Source organism: Klebsiella sp. BDA134-6 (genome assembly GCF_015601345.1).
In the GTDB taxonomy this organism is placed as follows: Bacteria; Pseudomonadota; Gammaproteobacteria; order Enterobacterales; family Enterobacteriaceae; genus Klebsiella; species Klebsiella grimontii.
This window is the reverse complement of sequence record NZ_CP064784.1, coordinates 4060900-4078688: the sequence shown is the minus strand read 5'-3', so window position 1 is coordinate 4078688 and position 17789 is coordinate 4060900. Positions and strand designations below refer to the sequence as shown.

At 58.0% G+C, this 17789-nt stretch carries 13 protein-coding genes and 1 pseudogene; 10 read left to right on the top strand and 4 right to left on the bottom strand.

The window, feature by feature from the left end; genetic code table 11:
- The first annotated feature begins 8 nt into the window (after positions 1 to 8).
- From IYV58_RS18750 to IYV58_RS18730, 5 genes and pseudogenes are all read left to right on the top strand, one after another.
- Positions 9 to 1202 (top strand): 3-hydroxybenzoate 6-monooxygenase, encoded by a 1194-nt coding sequence (locus tag IYV58_RS18750; protein ID WP_004122835.1) that lies wholly within the window; start codon positions 9 to 11, stop codon positions 1200 to 1202.
- 172 nt (positions 1203 to 1374) lie between these two features.
- Positions 1375 to 2313 (top strand): tRNA dihydrouridine(16) synthase DusC, encoded by a 939-nt coding sequence (gene dusC, locus IYV58_RS18745; RefSeq protein WP_032742166.1) that lies wholly within the window; start codon positions 1375 to 1377, stop codon positions 2311 to 2313.
- A 152-nt stretch (positions 2314 to 2465) separates the two neighbouring features.
- Positions 2466 to 3299: a transcriptional antiterminator BglG gene (bglG, locus tag IYV58_RS18740; protein WP_142470168.1), complete on the top strand. Its 834-nt coding sequence runs from the start codon at positions 2466 to 2468 to the stop codon at positions 3297 to 3299.
- A 53-nt stretch (positions 3300 to 3352) separates the two neighbouring features.
- Positions 3353 to 5324, top strand: a pseudogene (gene bglF / locus IYV58_RS18735) (PTS beta-glucoside transporter subunit IIABC).
- A 17-nt stretch (positions 5325 to 5341) separates the two neighbouring features.
- Positions 5342 to 6736 (top strand): glycoside hydrolase family 1 protein, encoded by a 1395-nt coding sequence (locus IYV58_RS18730; protein ID WP_004122826.1) that lies wholly within the window; start codon positions 5342 to 5344, stop codon positions 6734 to 6736.
- Between the two features lie 102 nt (positions 6737 to 6838).
- Here IYV58_RS18730 and IYV58_RS18725 read toward each other — a convergent pair whose 3' ends face one another.
- Positions 6839 to 7573 carry a class I SAM-dependent methyltransferase gene (locus tag IYV58_RS18725; protein ID WP_049112290.1) on the bottom strand — a complete coding sequence of 245 codons (735 nt, stop codon included), beginning with the start codon at positions 7571 to 7573 and terminating at the stop codon, positions 6839 to 6841.
- Positions 7574 to 7692: 119 nt separating this feature from the next.
- Here IYV58_RS18725 and mdtQ point away from each other — a divergent pair, with 119 nt between their 5' ends.
- Positions 7693 to 9132, top strand: a complete 1440-nt coding sequence (mdtQ, locus tag IYV58_RS18720; RefSeq protein ID WP_139529108.1) for a multidrug resistance outer membrane protein MdtQ — start codon at positions 7693 to 7695, stop codon at positions 9130 to 9132.
- 105 nt (positions 9133 to 9237) lie between these two features.
- Here the strand turns inward: mdtQ and IYV58_RS18715 are convergent, their stop codons facing one another.
- On the bottom strand, positions 9238 to 9807 hold the full coding sequence (locus tag IYV58_RS18715) for a DedA family protein (RefSeq protein WP_004122820.1): 570 nt from the start codon (positions 9805 to 9807) through the stop codon (positions 9238 to 9240).
- 155 nt (positions 9808 to 9962) lie between these two features.
- Here IYV58_RS18715 and IYV58_RS18710 point away from each other — a divergent pair, with 155 nt between their 5' ends.
- Positions 9963 to 10550 (top strand): Yip1 family protein, encoded by a 588-nt coding sequence (locus tag IYV58_RS18710; RefSeq protein ID WP_004122818.1) that lies wholly within the window; start codon positions 9963 to 9965, stop codon positions 10548 to 10550.
- Between the two features lie 176 nt (positions 10551 to 10726).
- A complete protein-coding gene (gene pbpG, locus IYV58_RS18705) occupies positions 10727 to 11674 on the top strand; it encodes a D-alanyl-D-alanine endopeptidase (protein WP_004122816.1) in 948 nt (315 codons plus the stop codon).
- Between the two features lie 137 nt (positions 11675 to 11811).
- Here the strand turns inward: pbpG and IYV58_RS18700 are convergent, their stop codons facing one another.
- Positions 11812 to 12366 (bottom strand): GNAT family N-acetyltransferase, encoded by a 555-nt coding sequence (locus IYV58_RS18700; RefSeq protein WP_004122814.1) that lies wholly within the window; start codon positions 12364 to 12366, stop codon positions 11812 to 11814.
- 97 nt (positions 12367 to 12463) lie between these two features.
- Positions 12464 to 14206 (bottom strand): D-lactate dehydrogenase, encoded by a 1743-nt coding sequence (gene dld / locus IYV58_RS18695; protein ID WP_004122812.1) that lies wholly within the window; start codon positions 14204 to 14206, stop codon positions 12464 to 12466.
- A gap of 194 nt (positions 14207 to 14400) precedes the next feature.
- Here dld and bglX point away from each other — a divergent pair, with 194 nt between their 5' ends.
- Both bglX and IYV58_RS18685 read left to right on the top strand, forming a co-directional pair.
- Positions 14401 to 16698 (top strand): beta-glucosidase BglX, encoded by a 2298-nt coding sequence (bglX, locus tag IYV58_RS18690; protein ID WP_195729190.1) that lies wholly within the window; start codon positions 14401 to 14403, stop codon positions 16696 to 16698.
- Positions 16699 to 16865: 167 nt separating this feature from the next.
- Positions 16866 to 17783, top strand: coding sequence for a glycine betaine ABC transporter substrate-binding protein OsmF (locus IYV58_RS18685; protein WP_123829087.1), 918 nt, complete (start codon positions 16866 to 16868; stop codon positions 17781 to 17783).
- The last annotated feature ends 6 nt before the right edge of the window (positions 17784 to 17789 follow it).

Genomic DNA, 17789 nt, shown 5'->3' with positions numbered 1-17789 from the left:
GAGGCAACATGGCAAAAGTAATGCGAGCAATCATTGTCGGCGGTGGGATTGGCGGGGCAGCTACCGCTCTCTCTCTGGCGCGCCAGGGCATCAAGGTCATGCTGCTGGAAAAGGCCCATGAAATCGGCGAAATCGGCGCCGGGATCCAGCTTGGCCCTAACGCGTTCTCGGCGCTGGACAGCCTCGGCGTCGGCGAAGTCGCCCGTCAGCGTGCGGTCTTTACCGATCATATCACCATGATGGATGCGGTCAACGGTGAAGAGGTGGTGCATATTGAGACCGGACAGGCGTTCCGCGACCATTTTGGTGGGCCGTATGCGGTGATCCACCGGGTGGACATCCACGCCACCGTCTGGGAAGCCGCGCTGACCCACCCGGCTGTCGAGTATCGCACCTCGACGCAGGTGGTGGATATCCGCCAGACCGCCGATGACGTGACGGTTTTTGATGATAAAGGCAACAGCTGGACGGCGGATATTCTGATCGGCTGCGACGGCGGTAAGTCTGTGGTGCGCCAAAGCCTGCTGGGCGATTCGCCGCGGGTCACCGGCCACGTGGTCTATCGTGCGGTCGTCGATGCCGCCGACATGCCGGATGATTTACGCATCAATGCGCCGGTGCTGTGGGCCGGTCCGCACTGCCACCTGGTACATTACCCGCTGCGCGGCGGCAAGCAGTACAACCTGGTGGTGACCTTTCACAGCCGGGAAACAGAAGAGTGGGGCGTGCGCGACGGCAGTAAAGAAGAGGTGCTCTCCTACTTTAAAGGTATCCACCCGCGTCCCCGGCAGATGCTGGATAAGCCGACCTCCTGGCGCCGCTGGTCCACCGCCGACCGCGAGCCGGTAGAGAAATGGGGCAACGATCGTATTACGCTGGTCGGCGATGCCGCGCATCCGGTGGCGCAGTATATGGCCCAGGGGGCCTGTATGGCGCTGGAAGATGCGGTGACGCTGGGTAAAGCGCTGGCGCAGTGCGACGGCGACGCCGCCCGCGCTTTCGCGCTGTATGAGTCGGTTCGTATTCCGCGTACCGCGCGGATCGTCTGGTCGACGCGTGAAATGGGGCGGGTCTATCACGCCGCCGGCGTTGAGCGCCAGGTACGCAACCTGCTGTGGAAAGGCAAAACCCAGAGCGAGTTTTATCGCGGCATCGAGTGGCTGTACGGCTGGAAAGAGGATAACTGCCTGGAAGCACGTTAAGCGGCTTTGCATTTCCCGGGTCGCAAACAGAGGTGACCTTGTAGCCCGGCTAAGCGCAGTGCAAGCCGGGAAGCAGCAGAGCCGCGGCAGGGAAAACCGATATTGGCCCCTTTCAACCCGCATCCAGAGGCGCTAACATAGCGCCTCTTTTTTCCGGGCAATGAAAAACAATATGCGTGTACTACTGGCGCCGATGGAAGGCGTGCTCGATTCGCTGGTGCGCGAGCTGCTGACCGAAGTGAATGATTACGATCTCTGCATCACTGAATTCTTGCGCGTGGTGGATCAGCTCTTGCCGGTAAAATCGTTCTACAGACTGTGTCCGGAACTGCATAACAACAGCCTGACGCCGTCCGGCACCCGCGTGCGCGTGCAGCTGCTCGGGCAGTATCCGCAGTGGCTGGCGGAAAACGCCGCTCGCGCGGTCGAGCTCGGTTCCTGGGGCGTTGACCTCAACTGCGGCTGCCCGTCAAAGCTGGTAAACGGCAGCGGCGGCGGGGCGACGCTGCTTAAAGACCCTGAGCTTATCTATCGCGGCGCGAAAGCGATGCGCGAGGCGGTTCCCGGCCATCTGCCGGTCACGGTAAAAGTACGGCTTGGCTGGGACAGCGGCGAGCGGCGATTTGAAATTGCCGATGCGGTCCAGCAGGCCGGAGCCAGCGAGCTGGTGGTGCACGGCCGCACCAAAGAGGACGGCTATAAAGCGGAGCGCATCGACTGGCAGGCCATTGGCGAAATCCGTCAGCGCCTGACTATTCCAGTGGTGGCCAACGGCGAAATCTGGGACTGGCAAAGCGCCCAGGATTGCCTGGCCGCGACCGGCTGCGACTCGGTGATGATTGGTCGCGGCGCCCTGAACGTTCCAAACCTGAGCCGGGTGATAAAATATAACGAACCGCGTATGCCCTGGCCGCAGGTGGTCGAACTGCTGCAAAAATACACCCGTCTGGAAAAGCAGGGCGACACCGGCCTTTATCACGTCGCGCGTATCAAACAGTGGCTGAGCTATTTGCGTAAAGAATACCTTGAGGCTGCTGAGCTGTTCAGCGCGGTACGCACCCTACAGGATTCAACCAGCATTGCGCGCACGATTAACGACTGGCGTAGCTAAACTATCTGACCGGCATCACATTTTTTAGCTTGTCCCATTGAGATTACCCGGCGGACAGTGAAATACTCACTACCGATTGTTACTGCTCCGGCAGGCAAAACCTGATTTCCTGGCATCCGTCGGGGTCAGGTTTTTTTGTTTTTGGGGTTCATATGCAAATCGCCAAAGTACTTAATAATAATGTAGTGGTGGTTGTTGATGAGCAGCAGCGCGAACAGGTAGTCATGGGCCGAGGGCTTGCCTTTCAAAAACGCGTTGGTGACTCTCTTGATGAAAGTAAAATTGAAAAGGTCTTCGCGCTACAGAGCGATGAACTGGTTGGCCGTTTAGGTGAATTACTCAGTCAAATACCGTTAGAAGTGATAACGACCTGCGATCGGATCATCGATCTGGCGCGCGGTCGTCTCGGTAAGTTACAGGATAGTTTGTACATTACCCTGACCGACCACTGCCACTTTGCGATTGAGCGGCAGAAGAAGGGCATCGCCATTCGTAATGTGCTGCTGTGGGAAATAAAGCGGCTGTATCCGAAGGAATTTGAGTTAGGGCAGGAGGCGCGGGCGATCGTCAGCAAACGGCTCGGGGTTGAACTGGCCGAAGATGAAGCGGGTTTTATCGCCCTGCATCTGGTCACGGCGCAGCTCAACAGCGAAATGCCGGAAGTGATGCACGTGACCCGGGTCATGCAGGAGATCCTGCAGCTGGTGAAGTATCAGCTGACGCTGAACTACGACGAAGAGTCGCTGAGCTACCAGCGCTTTGTCACCCATCTCAAGTTTTTCGCCCAGCGTATGCTGACGCGAACGGTGGTTGAAGATGATGATGTGACGCTGCACAGCGCGGTAAAGGATAACTACCCTAAAGCGTGGAAGTGTGCGGAAACCGTCGCCCGGCACCTGCAAAAGAGCTATCAGCGGCCGCTGACGACGGAAGAGATTATGTTTCTCGCCATTCATATTGAACGGGTGAGAAAAGAGGGACGCTAAGCGCCGATCGGGCCTGGCGCATAGCTCCCACTCTACAACTGGATTGTTACTGCATTACGCAGGCAAAACCTGAGCGCAACGCCTACACGGCGTTGTTCTCGGGTTTTTTTATTTTTAATACTCAGTTAACGATGCCTGCGGGCAGCGGAAGTAAGGAAAAACAGCATGGAATATAAAGCACTCGCGCAGGATATTCTCACTCGGGTAGGCGGCAGAGAGAATATTGTGAGTCTGGTTCACTGCGCTACACGGCTGCGTTTTAAGCTCAAAGATAGCAAGAAGGCGGATGCCGAAGGACTGAAGGCGAACCCTGGCGTCATTATGGTCGTCGAAAGCGGCGGCCAGTTTCAGGTGGTTATCGGTAATCACGTGCACGATGTCTGGCTGGCGGTGCGCGGCGAAGCCGGCCTGACGGATGACAGTGAGCCGGTGGCGGTAAAAGGCGAAAAAGTGTCGATTATCGGCCAGCTTATCGACATTGTTTCCGGTATTTTCACCCCGTTTATCGGCGTCCTGGCGGCCTCGGGGATCCTCAAAGGCTTGCTGGCGCTGGCGGTGGTTTGCGGCTGGTTAACGACGCAGCAGGCAACCTACAAAATCTGGTTTGCCGCCAGCGATGCGCTGTTCTTCTTTTTCCCGCTGTTTCTCGGCTATACCGCAGGCAAGAAATTTGGCGGCAACCCCTTTATTACCATGGTGATCGGCGGCGCGTTAACCCATCCGCTGATGATTCAAGCGTTTGACGCCAGCATGGCGCCCGGCGCCGCGACGGAGTATTTTCTCGGCATTCCCGTGACCTTTATCAATTACAGCTCCTCGGTCATTCCGATTATCCTCGCTTCGTGGGTCAGCTGCTGGATTGAAAAACGCAGCAACGCGATACTGCCTTCCTCAATGAAGAACTTCTTCACGCCGGCGATTTGCCTCGCCGTCGTCGTACCGCTCACGTTTCTGATTATCGGCCCCGTAGCCACCTGGCTGAGCCAGCTGCTGGCCAATGGTTATCAGCTTATCTATCAGGTTGCGCCCTGGCTTGCCGGAGCGGCGATGGGGGCGCTGTGGCAGGTATGCGTTATCTTCGGCCTGCACTGGGGATTGATACCGTTAATGATTAACAACCTCGCCGTGCTGGGCCATGATTCGATGATGCCGATGCTGCTGCCTGCGGTGATGGGCCAGGTGGGCGCCGCGCTGGGGATTTTCCTGCGCACTCGCGATGCGCGGCAAAAAGTGCTGGCGGGTTCTGCGGTTTCCGCCGGGATCTTCGGCGTGACCGAGCCGGCGATTTATGGTCTGAACCTGCCTTTACGCCGTCCCTTTATCTTCGGCTGCGTTGCTGGCGCCATCGGCGGCGCGATGGTTGGTTTTAGCGACAGTCACGTCTACTCTTTTGGTTTCGGTAACATTTTCACGCTGGCGCAAATGATCCCGCCGGAGGGCATTGACGCTACGGTGTGGGGCGGCGCGGCGGGGATGTTTGCCTCGTTAATCATCGCCTGCGTACTCACCCTCGTCGCCGGACTGCCGCGCAGCAGCGCTGAGCAGGCTGCGGTTGTCGTGGCTCCGGCCTCGGAAAACGATATCCTGGCGCCGATGACCGGCAGCGTTCTGGCGCTGGATCAGGTGCCTGACAGTACCTTCGCCAGTGGTCTGTTGGGCAAGGGCGTGGCGATTATTCCCTCAGTGGGCAAGGTTATCGCGCCGTTCTCGGGCGAAGTCGCTTCCATTTTTCAAACCAAACACGCCATCGGTCTGCTGAGTGACAGCGGCATTGAGCTGCTCATCCACGTTGGCATCGACACCGTTAAGCTCGATGGTGTGCCGTTTACCGCCCATGTAAAAGAGGGCGACAAAATCAAAGCGGGCGACCTGCTGCTGGAGTTTGACCGCCAGGCGATCCTGGACGCCGGCTATGATCTGGCGACGCCCATTATTATCAGCAACAGCGATGATTATCGTGCTCTCGACATGGTCTCCGCCAGCGCGGTGGAAGCCGGTCAGCCGCTGTTGTCTATAACCCGTTAATCACAGGAGAGAGATGAATGAAGAGATTCCCGCAGGCGTTTTTATGGGGCGGCGCGACCGCGGCAAATCAGGTCGAAGGCGCTTATCTGGAAGACGGGAAGGGATTAACCACTTCTGACGTCCAGCCGCGCGGCGTATTTGGCGATGTGGTAGAGCGCGTACCCGGCGATAGCGGCATTAAGGATGTCGCCATCGATTTTTACCACCGTTATCCGGAAGATATCAGCCTCTTTGCCGAGATGGGCTTTAACTGCCTGCGCGTATCAATTGCCTGGGCGCGTATTTTCCCTAACGGCGATGAGGCGCAGCCAAACGAAGCCGGGCTGGCCTTTTACGATAAGCTGTTTGATGAAATGGCGAAGCACAATATTACTCCGCTGGTGACCCTGTCCCACTATGAGATGCCGTGGGCGCTGGTAAAAAACTACGGCGGCTGGGGCAATCGCAAAGTGATTGGCTTCTTTGAGCGCTATGCCCGTACGGTGTTTGAGCGCTACCAGGCGAAGGTCAAACTGTGGCTGACCTTCAATGAAATCAATATGTCCCTGCACGCGCCGATGACCGGCGTCGGTCTGCCGGCCGACAGCAGCAAAGCGGAAGTCTACCAGGCTATTCACCATCAGCTGGTGGCGAGCGCGCTGGCGGCAAAGGCCTGTCATGACATCGTGCCAGAGGGCAAAATCGGCAATATGCTGCTCGGCGGCCTGATGTATCCGCTCAGCTGCAAACCGGACGATATTTTTGAAACCCTGCAGCAGAACCGCAGCTGGCAGTTCTTTGGCGATGTCCAGTGCCGCGGCGCTTACCCGGGCTATATGCTGCGCTATTTCCGCGACAACGGCATTAATCTCGAAATAACCGATGCCGATCGCGCCGCCCTGAAAGAGACCGTCGACTTTATCTCCTTCAGCTACTATATGACCGGCTGCGTGACCGCCGACGAAGAGCTGAACAAAAAAGCGCGCGGCAATATTCTCAGCATGGTGCCGAACCCGCACCTGGCAAGCTCGGAATGGGGCTGGCAGATTGACCCGCTCGGTCTGCGCACGCTGCTGAACGTGCTGTGGGATCGCTATCAGAAACCGTTGTTTATCGTGGAAAACGGCCTGGGCGCCAAGGATAAGGTGGAAGCCGACGGCAGCATCAACGACGATTACCGGATCAGCTACCTTAACGACCATCTGGTGCAGGTTCGTGAGGCCATAGAGGACGGCGTTGAGCTGATGGGCTACACCAGCTGGGGGCCTATCGACCTGGTGAGCGCGTCGAAGGCGGAGATGTCCAAACGCTACGGTTTTATCTATGTCGATCGCGACGATGAAGGCAACGGCACCCTGGCGCGCAGCCGCAAGAAGAGCTTCTGGTGGTATAAAGAGGTGATTGCCACCAACGGCGGCAGCTTAAAAGAGTGATTGCTCTGGACAGGTAAAGCGTTAGCTGCCAGCTAATAAAATGCGAGCACGGAAGCTGACATCATTCTTATGGCCCGGATAACCTCCGGGCCATTTTGCGTATTACGCCGGCTTGCGCGCGCGCAGGAGGAAAATCATCGGCCGCTCTTTTTCTTCATCCAGCGCCGGCTGAGCGGCAATCTGCTCCGCCGTCGGTCCCCACTCATCCAGATGCTCGATGATAAAACCGGCGGCGATCAACTGGTTTATCCAGGTGGATAGCTTGCGGTGCTGTTTTTTCACTCCGTCGGCAAACCAGTTGCTGATGCGCTCGCCCTCCTGCTGGTAGTGGCTCACCGGCCAACTTTTCTGTCCGTTCTCATCCACCTGCCAGCCCTGCTGCGGCGGGGCGGTGTAGATGGGATGTTCAGCGGAAAACAGCAGCGTGCCGCCGGGCGTCAGCGCCTGGTAAACGGTGGCGAACAGCGGCGCGACGTCGGGCAGATAGTGCAGCGCCAGCGAGCTATAGACCAGCTCGCAGCTATCGGCGGGCAGGGTAAGCGTCTGGAGATCTTCGCAGCGATAGCGAATACCTTCGCCGTGGGTCATTTCGCGGGCGCGATCCAGCATACGGCTGGAGAGATCCAGCCCGTCCACCTGCACGGCGCCCTGGTCACGGGCCCAGCGGCAAAACCAGCCGTAGCCGCAGCCAAGATCGACGACGCGTAAACCGGATAACGGTGGAAGCATTTGCTGAAGAGTTGGCCACTCAGGCGCGCCTTCCAACCCTTTGACTGAACGGTCGAGGGTGGCGTATCCGGCAAAAAAAGCGGGATCGTCATAGATGTTCTGACTCATTTTCACTCCATGAGAAGTTTATTTTTAGCCTGCTAATAGTTACGGCACACGCTTTACTAAACGGCAAGGATGCAAGTAGCTTAATATACCCGACCTTATTTAATCATCTGACCGATTTCATGAACCTGACTTTGAGCAAACGCGCGTTGGCTGGCCTGCCACTGGTTATCGCGCTGGCGGGCTGCGCGCCATCGCACGATACTGGCAAGCCGCTCCAGCAGCAAACCCCGGCATCCCACGTCGCAATGGAACTGCCCGCCGCCGTGAAAAACGGCTGGCCGCAGAGCAACTGGTGGCAGGATTATCATGACCCTCAGCTCAATAGCCTGATTCAGCGTGCCTTAGCCAACGCCCCGGATATGCAGATTGCCGAACAGCGCATCAGGCTGGCGGAAGCGCAGGCGCGGATGTCGAAGTCTAACCTGGGACCGAACCTGGATTTTTCCGCCGATATCGAACGGCAGAGAATGTCCTCCGAGGGGCTGATGGGGCCGTTTGCCACCGATACCGAGGGCAACACCGGGCCGTGGTATACCAACGGCACCTTCGGACTGACCGCCGGATGGGATCTGGACCTGTGGGGTAAAAACCGCGCGCTGCTTAAAGCGCGCATCGGTGAAGTCAAAGCCCAGGTCGCCGAAGAGGCCCAGACCCGCGAACTGCTGGCCGGCAGCGTCGCCCGCCTTTACTGGCAGTGGCAGACCGAAGCGGCCATTAAAAACGTGCTGACGCAGGTGAAGCAGGAACAAAGTAATGTCGTCACCGTGGATACTGCGCTGTACCAGCGCGGGATCACCAACTCGGCCGAAGGGGCGGAGAACGATATTAACGTCAGTAAAACCGATCAGCAGCTCGCCGACGTAGCGGGTAATATGAAAGAGATCGAAGCGCGGCTGATGGCGCTGACCAACAGCCAGAGCCAGGCGCTGAATCTTCATCCGGCGGATTTACCCGCCGTCAGCGCGCAAATGCCCAGCCAACTGGGCTATGAGCTGCTGGCGCGACGCCCGGACCTGCAGGTCGCGCACTGGTATATCGAGGCTTCATTAAGCGAAGTTGATGCCGCGAAAGCCGCGTTTTATCCGGATATCAACCTGATGGCCTTCTTGCAGCAGGATGCTCTGCATCTCAGCGATCTGTTCCGCCACTCTGCCCAGCAGATGGGCGTCACCGCCGGGCTGACCCTGCCGATCTTTGATAGCGGCCGCCTGAACGCGAACCTGGATATCGCCAGCGCGCAAAACGCCCTGTCGATAGCGAAGTACAACAAAGCGGTGGTCGATGCGGTGAACCAGGTGGCGAAAACCGCCAGCCAGATGGAAACGCTGATGGCGAAAAATCAGCAGCAGCAGCAGGTTGAAAAAGATGCTCAGCGGATGGTCGCGCTGGCCCAGGCGCGAATGAATGCCGGGATCATTTCCGGCTCGCGCGTCAGCCTGGCGAAGCTGCCGGCGCTGCAGGAGCGGATTGCCGCGCTGCGCCTGCACGGCCAGTGGCTTGATGCCAGTATTCAGCTGACTTCCGCGCTGGGCGGCGGATATCATCAGGCGGCGAAGTAGTTCTGTTTCCCCGGCTCGCGCTGCGCTTAGCCGGGCTACAGATTGCGTAGTCCATGGGGTTTGTAGCCCGGATAAGGCGTTTACGCCGCCATCCGGGAACTCTCGTTACTCTTTCTTCTTTGCCTCGCGGCGCTTTAGCCACCAGTGCGCCGCAACCACCAGTGCCACCGCCAGAATCAGCCAGATCCAGTGCTTGAGATGCGCGTCCAGATGATGCAGCCACGGGCCAATCGCTTCGCCGCCGAGATAGCCGAGCGTGGTAAAGATAAGCGCCCAGATAATCGCGCCGAGAATATTCAGCGGCAGAAACACCTTCGGCGGCAGGCGGCTGGCGCCAATCAGCAGTGGGCCGATAACCCGGAAGCCGTACATAAAGCGGGTGCCGATGACAAACAGGTAGGGGCGACGCTGGATCATGCGCTGGGCTTTCTGGATCCGTTTTTTCTGGCGCGCAAACCGCCGCAGGATCCGTCCGCCAAAGCGCCTGCCGAGCAAATAAAGCAGCTGATCGCCAATCATGCCCCCGAGGGCGACCGAAATAACCACCAGCCAGAACTTCAATAATCCCTGATGTGCCGCCACGCCGCCGAGCAGCGTAATGGTTTCGCCTTCCGCCATGCTGCCAATGACCAGCGCCGCGTAGCCGTACTGGGAAATCAGGTTATTGATATCCATATAAAGATTAACTCCATAAAACGTCAGTCCCTTAATCATACACCCTGATGATAAAAATGCGGGGGAAGCGCATTTTTCTCGCTGTACACAAAATAATCTACAAGGTGAATTATACTTGGATCAATGCTGTACCACGCCGTGACAAGGGGGACGCTATGAACCATGTCTGGGGGCTCTTCTCTCATCCTAATCAAGAGATGAGCGTTATTAAAAGTGAAAACGAAACCGTTTCGCATCACTATACGCACCATGTGCTGGTCATGGCGGCGGTTCCGGTTATCTGCGCCTTTATCGGCACCACGCAGCTGGGCTGGAACTTCGGCGACGGCACGGTGGTAAAACTGTCGCTGATGACCGGGCTGGCCCTGGCGGTGCTGTTTTATGCCGTCATGCTCGCCGGGGTGGCGGTGATGGGGCGGGTTATCTGGTGGATGGCGCGAAGCTATCCGCAGCGGCCATCGCTTAAGCGCTGTATGGTTTTCGCCGGCTATGTCGCCACGCCGCTTTTCCTCAGCGGGCTCGTGGCGCTCTATCCGCTAGTGTGGCTGTGTGCGCTGGTGGGAACCGTTGCGCTGCTGTATACCGGCTATCTGCTGTATCTCGGTATTCCGACTTTCCTTGGGATCAATAAAGAAGAGGGGCTGAGCTTCGCCAGCTCGACCCTGGCGATCGGGGTGCTGGTGCTGGAAGTACTGCTGGCTATCACCGTCATTCTCTGGGGATACGGCTACCGACTCTTCTGATTTAACTCATTGCCGGCATAAATAGATTTTTATGTCGGCAATGCAGCATTTGTTCACGATTCTTATTAGCCAGCTCGCGTTCTGACAGGGTATGATGATTTTTGCCAGCGGCGTCATCACCCCAGCGCCGCGGCGTACGTTCATAACGTGCAAAAATACTTTTCAGAATGTTCACGATGACCAAATTTCGAGTTTCTTTGCTCAGCCTGACGTTGCTGCTGGCTGTGCCTTTTGCGCCCCAGGCGATGGCTAAAACTTCCACGGCGATGACCGCCTCCCAGCCGGATATCGCTTCCGGCAGCGCGATGATTGTCGATCTTGCCAGCAAAAAAATCATCTATGCCAGCCAGCCGGATCTGGTTCGCCCGATGGCGTCGATCACCAAGGTGATGACCGCGATGGTGGTGCTTGACGCCCATCTGCCTCTTGATGAAATGCTGACCGTTGATATCAGCCAGACGCCTGAGATGAAAGGGATCTATTCGCGCGTTCGCCTGAACAGCCAAATCAGCCGCCGCAATATGCTGCTACTGGCGCTGATGTCGTCGGAAAACCGCGCCGCCGCCAGCCTGGCGCACCATTATCCGGGCGGCTACGACGCGTTTATTCGCGCGATGAACGCCAAGGCGCAGGCGCTGGGGATGACCCGTACCCGTTACGTCGAGCCCACCGGCCTGTCGATTCATAACGTCTCTACCGCGCGCGATCTGACTAAGCTGCTGATCGCCAGCGAGCAGTATCCGCTGATTGGCCAGCTGAGCACCACCAAAGAAGATATGGCGACATTCGCCCACCCGGCCTACACGCTGCCGTTCCGCAATACCAACCATTTGGTCTACCGCGACAACTGGAATATACAGCTGACCAAGACCGGCTTTACTAACGCGGCGGGCCACTGCCTGATTATGCGGACGGTAATTAATCAGCGCCCGGTGGCGCTGGTGGTGATGGATGCGTTTGGTAAATATACCCACTTTGCCGACGCCAGCCGTCTGAGAACGTGGATTGAAACGGGAAAAGTGATGCCGGTTCCGGCTTCCGCGCTCAGCTATAAAAAGCAGCGTGAAGCGCAAATGGCCGATGCGATGCTGAAAGGCGGCGCGCAGACCGCGCAGAACGATTAACCCCATTTCCCCGGCTTGCGGCGCGCAGATTGCTGGATACCTGTAGCCCGGCTAAGCGCAGTGCGAGCCGGGGAATTTTCCCGGCGGCGGCGCTGGCGCGCCTGTCCGGGCTACCGTTTACCCGCGACGCTAAGGGGTTACTCCGGCAGCGTCCAGTCGCCATCGCCGAGCGGGCGCTGCATAATCAAGGTATCCCGCCAGTCGCCCATCTTATAGCCGACGCTGCGCAGCTGACCTGCCACGCTAAAACCGAACTTTTTATGAATCGCGATCGACCCGGCGTTGCTGTGCCCGTCGCCGATAATCGCCAGCATCTGCCGCCACGGTCCCTGTTCGCATTTCGCAATTAACCGCGAGAGCAGGGCGCTGCCGATACCGCGTCCGCCCATTCCCGCTTCAACGTAAATCGACTCTTCCAGCGTGTAGCGATAGGCCGGACGCGGGCGGTAAAAGGTGGCGTAGCAGTAGCCGACGATGGTTCCGCGCCACAGGGCTACCAGCCACGGCAGACCGCTATCGCGCACGGTTTTGATACGCTTGCGCATCTCATCGACGGTTGGCGGGATCTCTTCAAACGAGGCGCGTCCATTGAGTACGTGCCAGACGTACAGCGCGGCGATGGCGTGGGCGTCATCGGGCAGCGCTTCGCGGATCTCTATGTCAGCGTCATGTAGCTTATCCACTGCGGGCATGATGGGTGGGTTCCTTAAACGGTTTTGCCGGAGAGGAGAATTCTCCGGCGTGCAGCGTAATACAGAAGCCCCGGGGCTGAACAGTCCCCCGTGCGGATTATTGCCGTTCGGCGGCGCTTGTCGTTTTATCCGGCGCTTCGCCCCAGTATTTTTGCTTACTGGTTTTACCGATCCCCGGATTCATGCTGTTGGTGGGATCGTTTTCGCGATAGAAGCGTTTTAAGCTTTCCGGCGCTTCATACAGATGGCCGACGTTATGCTCGGCCGGATACTGAGCGCCGCGCTCCTTCAGCAGCACCAGCATTTTCTCTTTCAGTTCGTGGGCATCGACGCCTTTTTTCACGATGTAATCCTGATGGAAAACGTGGCACATAAAGTGGCCGTAATAGAGCTTATGCACCAGTTGGCTATCAATATCGGCGGGAAGATGCTCAAACCACTCGGTGTCGTTACGGCGCAGGGCGATGTCCAGCGCCAGAATATCTTCCACCTCATCGGCGTGAACCGCCTGGTAGCGGATCGCCGCGCCCGCGGCGGCAAAGCGGTGCAGAAAGGCTTTACTGCCTTCTTCCGCGGTGCAGACGAAGAAATCGCCTTCGGCGTTCTTAAAATATTCCCCGAGCCAGGCCTGGGCTTCTTCGATGCCGTCACCCGCCATCTTCAGCAGCAGATGGTGTTCGTATTTATCGCGCCAGGTTTTCATTCGCTCCGGCAGATGCGCCGGGAAGACGTGACCCAGTTTTTGCATAAAGCGGTCGGTGAAGTGCGGCTTAAACAGCGACACTTTCTCCAGCATCGCGTCGGTACGGCCCTTCATGGTAAAGAAGAACGGCATTTTATCGGTGCCGAGCTTGTCGATCATCAGGAAGGTATCTTTCCCGTACTGCTCGGCGATATCGTAAATATCGCGGTGCATGTACTCGCCCGCTACCGGCAGATGGTTGAATTCGGCGAGAATATGGCGGCGAATTTCGGTCAGCACTTCCGGGCGGTTGGTGCCGATATAGAAGACCTGCTGGCGTTTTTCCGCCGGGAAGGTATCGAGGCGCACGGCGAACACCGCCAGCTTGCCGGCGCAGCCCGAGGATTCAAACAGGCGATCCGGGTCGGCGTTGTAGCGCGCCGGGGTATCGGCATTTACGTCGCGCACGCGGGTGACGTAATCATGATCGTGGGCGTGGCGACCATCGTGGCGGACATCTTCATCTTTAACCCGCTCGTCGTCGAGGCGGCTGAGGATTTGCTCCGGCGTGGCGCCGAGGTCAATGCCGAGGTGGTTCACCAGGCTGAGCTTGCCGTTTTCATCGATCTGCGCGTATAGCGACATTTCGGTGTACGCCGGGCCGCGCTGGACCAGCGAGCCGCCGGAGTTGTTGCAGATCCCGCCGACCACCGATGCCCCGATGCAGGATGAACCAATGACCGAGTGCGGCTCGCGGCCCAGCGGCTTCAGCGCTTTCTCCAGCGAATAGAGCGTCGTGCCGGGATAGGCCAGCACCTGCTCGCCTTTACCCAGCAGATGCAGTTTATCCAGGCGCAGGGTGCTGATAATCACGATATCGCGGTCATAGTCGTTGCCGTTCGGCGTTGAGCCTTCGGTCAGGCCGGTATTCGCCGCCTGCATCAGAATGATTTTGTCGGCGTTGACGCAAGCGCTCAGTACGCGCCACAGCTCCAGCAGCGTACCGGGAAAGACCACCGCCAGCGCGTCGCCCTGGCCGGAGCGGAAGCCTTTACGGTAGCGCTGGGTTTTAGCCGGGTCGGTGAGCAGATGGGACGAGCCGACCAGACGGGTGAGTTCAGCCAGAAAAGCGTTGTTATGGGTTGTTGCAGATGACATGTTCCACTCCTTGTGGTGGTACAAAATTATCAAAAATAAGAATAGCGCTTTGTATGACAATTTGATGCATCAATGTTTCGAAAAATCAGAGAACAACGCGCGCTTTATTCAGGCGTCTCGTTTATGTTTATGGCAGACTTCGATTTTTGCTATCTTTTCGCCGATCTGGTCGACTGGAACAATGAGGGATAAAAATGAAATGGCTTTGTACTGTAGGCGTCGCTGTGAGCCTGGCGCTGCAACCCGCGCTGGCGGATGAATTGTTCGGCAATCATCCCCTAACGCCGCAGGCGCGGGATGCGTTTGTGACGGAACTGCTGACGAAAATGACGGTGGATGAAAAAATCGGTCAGCTGCGCTTAATTAGCGTCGGCCCGGATAACCCGAAAGAGGCCATCCGCGAAATGATCAAAGAAGGTCAGGTGGGGGCGATTTTTAACACCGTGACCCGCCATGATATCCGCACTATGCAGGATCAGGTGATGGAACTCAGCCGCCTGAAAATCCCGCTCTTTTTCGCCTATGACGTGCTCCACGGCCAGCGCACCGTTTTCCCGATTAGCCTTGGTCTGGCCTCTTCTTTTAACCTCGACGCAGTGAATACCGTCGGGCGAGTATCGGCGTACGAAGCGGCCGATGATGGCCTGAACATGACCTGGGCGCCGATGGTCGACGTCTCCCGCGACCCGCGCTGGGGCCGCGCCTCGGAAGGCTTCGGGGAGGATACCTATCTGACCACCGAGATGGGCAGGGCGATGGTCGAGTCGATGCAGGGGAAAAGCCCGGCCGAGCGCTATTCGGTGATGACCAGCGTCAAGCACTTTGCCGCCTACGGCGCGGTTGAAGGCGGAAAAGAGTACAACACCGTTGATATGAGTCCGCAGCGCCTGTTCAACGACTATATGCCGCCGTACAAAGCGGGGTTGGATGCGGGCAGCGGCGCGGTCATGGTGGCCCTTAACTCGCTTAACGGCACCCCGGCGACCTCCGATGCCTGGCTGCTCAAGGACGTGCTGCGCGACCAGTGGGGCTTCAAAGGCATTACCGTCTCCGACCATGGGGCCATCAAAGAGCTGATTAAACACGGGGTGGCGTCGGACCCGGAAGACGCGGTGCGCGTGGCGCTGAAGTCCGGCATCAACATGAGCATGAGCGACGAGTACTACAGCAAGTATCTGCCCGGCCTGGTGAAGTCCGGGAAGGTAACGATGGCGGAGCTGGATGACGCGACCCGCCACGTGCTGAACGTCAAATACGATATGGGCCTGTTTAATGACCCGTATAGCCACCTGGGGCCGAAAGATTCCGACCCGCAGGATACTAACGCTGAAAGCCGCCTGCATCGCAAAGAAGCGCGCGAAGTTGCGCGCGAAAGCCTGGTGCTGCTGAAAAACCGTCTCGATACGCTGCCACTGAAAAAATCGGGCACTATCGCGGTGATTGGCGCCCTGGCCGACAGCAAGCGCGACATGATGGGCAGCTGGTCGGCGGCGGGCGTGGCCGATCAGTCGGTGACCGTGTTGACCGGTATGCAGAACGCGCTGGGCGACAAAGGCAAGATTATCTATGCCAAAGGCGCCAACGTGACCGACGATAAAGGCATCGTCGACTTCCTCAATCTGTACGAGAAAGCGGTGCAGGTTGACTCGCGCTCGCCGCAGGAGATGATTGACGAAGCGGTGGCGGCAGCGAAGCAGTCTGACGTGGTGGTTGCCGTGGTGGGTGAGGCGCAGGGCATGGCCCACGAAGCCTCCAGCCGTACCGACATCACCCTGCCGCAGAGCCAGCGCGCCCTGATTAGCGCCCTGAAAGCGACCGGCAAGCCGCTGGTGCTGGTGCTGATGAACGGCCGTCCGCTGGCGCTGGTGAAAGAGGATCAGCAGGCCGATGCGATCCTTGAAACCTGGTTTGCCGGTACCGAAGGCGGCAACGCGATTGCCGATGTGCTGTTCGGCGACTACAACCCGTCGGGCAAGCTGCCGATGTCCTTCCCGCGCTCGGTTGGACAAATCCCTACCTACTACAGCCATCTCAACACCGGTCGTCCGTACAATGCGGATAAGCCGAACAAGTACACCTCGCGCTACTTTGACGAGGCCAACGGTCCGCTCTATCCGTTTGGCTACGGCCTCAGCTACACCACCTTTAGCGTTTCCGACGTAAAAATGTCGGCGCCGACCCTGCAACGTGACGGCAAAGTGACCGCCAGCGTGCAGGTGACCAATACCGGCAAGCGTGAAGGAGCGACGGTGATTCAGCTTTATCTGCAGGACGTCACCGCTTCCATGAGCCGTCCGGTGAAAATGCTGCGCGGCTTCAAGAAGGTGACCCTCAAGCTGGGCGAGACGCGAACCGTCAGCTTCCCGATTGACGTTGAGGCGCTGAAGTTCTGGAACCAGCAGATGAAGTACGATGCCGAGCCGGGTAAATTCAACGTCTTTATCGGCGTCGATTCCGCCCGCGTGCAGCAGAGCGAGTTTGAACTGCTGTAATGGCGATTTGTCGCCCGGGTAAGGCGTCAGCCGCCACCCGGGAACACGCTTTCCGTTATCCTAAAGGCCGATTAATCGGCCTTTTCTTTTTCCGCTCCGCCCTAAATGAACTACGCTTTTCTCTTAAGCTCCTGTTAATGGAGCGCAAATTAAAGAGGGACGCGAGGATGATAAAGGCAAGTGTTTGGTCAGGCGCGCTGGCGCTGGCGGCCCTGATTAGCCTGCCGCTGCAGGCGGCCGAGCCGGTTAAGGTCGGCTCAAAAATTGACACCGAAGGGGCGCTGCTCGGCAATATTATTTTGCAGGTGCTGGAAAGTCATGGGGTAAAAACCGTCAATAAAATCCAGCTTGGCACCACCCCGGTGGTGCGCGGGGCGATAACCGCCGGTGAGCTGGATATTTACCCGGAATATACCGGCAACGGCGCGTTCTTCTTCAAAGAGGAGAACGACCCGGCGTGGAAAAACGCGCAGCAGGGATACGAAAAAGTCAAAAAGCTGGACGCGGAAAAGAATAAGCTCATCTGGCTCACCCCGGCTCCGGCCAACAATACCTGGACTATCGCCGTTCGTCAGGATCTGGCGGAGAAAAACCACCTCGCCTCATTAAGCGACCTCGCCGGCTATCTGCAAAAGGGCGGCGACTTTAAGCTGGCCGCCTCGGCGGAATTTATTGAACGGCCGGACGCGCTGCCGGCGTTTGAAAAAGCCTACGACTTTACGCTCAAGCAAAATCAGCTGCTGTCGCTGGCGGGCGGCGATACGGCGGTCACCATCAAAGCGGCGGCGCAGCAAACCTCCGGCGTGAATGCGGCGATGGCCTACGGTACCGATGGCCCGGTCGCCGCGCTGGGTCTGCAAACCCTGAGCGACCCGAAGGGCGTGCAGCCGATTTATGCGCCCACGCCGGTCGTGCGTGAAGCGGTGTTAAAGGCGTATCCGCAGATAGCCGACTGGCTACAGCCGGTATTTGCCAGCCTGGATGAAAAGACGCTGCAAAAGCTGAACGCCAGCATTGCGGTAGAGGGGCTGGATGCGAAGAAAGTCGCCGCCGACTATCTGCAACAAAAAGGGCTGCTGAAGTAGCGCGCG

Bases quoted from the DNA above. Each gene is read 5' to 3' on its own strand.
- IYV58_RS18750 (WP_004122835.1), top strand. From the start codon at position 9: ATGGCAAAAGTAATGCGAGCAATCATTGTCGGCGGTGGGATTGGCGGG.
- dusC (WP_032742166.1), top strand. From the start codon at position 1,375: ATGCGTGTACTACTGGCGCCGATGGAAGGCGTGCTCGATTCGCTGGTG.
- bglG (WP_142470168.1), top strand. From the start codon at position 2,466: ATGCAAATCGCCAAAGTACTTAATAATAATGTAGTGGTGGTTGTTGAT.
- IYV58_RS18730 (WP_004122826.1), top strand. From the start codon at position 5,342: ATGAAGAGATTCCCGCAGGCGTTTTTATGGGGCGGCGCGACCGCGGCA.
- IYV58_RS18725 (WP_049112290.1), bottom strand. From the start codon at position 7,573: ATGAGTCAGAACATCTATGACGATCCCGCTTTTTTTGCCGGATACGCC.
- mdtQ (WP_139529108.1), top strand. From the start codon at position 7,693: ATGAACCTGACTTTGAGCAAACGCGCGTTGGCTGGCCTGCCACTGGTT.
- IYV58_RS18715 (WP_004122820.1), bottom strand. From the start codon at position 9,807: ATGGATATCAATAACCTGATTTCCCAGTACGGCTACGCGGCGCTGGTC.
- IYV58_RS18710 (WP_004122818.1), top strand. From the start codon at position 9,963: ATGAACCATGTCTGGGGGCTCTTCTCTCATCCTAATCAAGAGATGAGC.
- pbpG (WP_004122816.1), top strand. From the start codon at position 10,727: ATGACCAAATTTCGAGTTTCTTTGCTCAGCCTGACGTTGCTGCTGGCT.
- IYV58_RS18700 (WP_004122814.1), bottom strand. From the start codon at position 12,366: ATGCCCGCAGTGGATAAGCTACATGACGCTGACATAGAGATCCGCGAA.
- dld (WP_004122812.1), bottom strand. From the start codon at position 14,206: ATGTCATCTGCAACAACCCATAACAACGCTTTTCTGGCTGAACTCACC.
- bglX (WP_195729190.1), top strand. From the start codon at position 14,401: ATGAAATGGCTTTGTACTGTAGGCGTCGCTGTGAGCCTGGCGCTGCAA.
- IYV58_RS18685 (WP_123829087.1), top strand. From the start codon at position 16,866: ATGATAAAGGCAAGTGTTTGGTCAGGCGCGCTGGCGCTGGCGGCCCTG.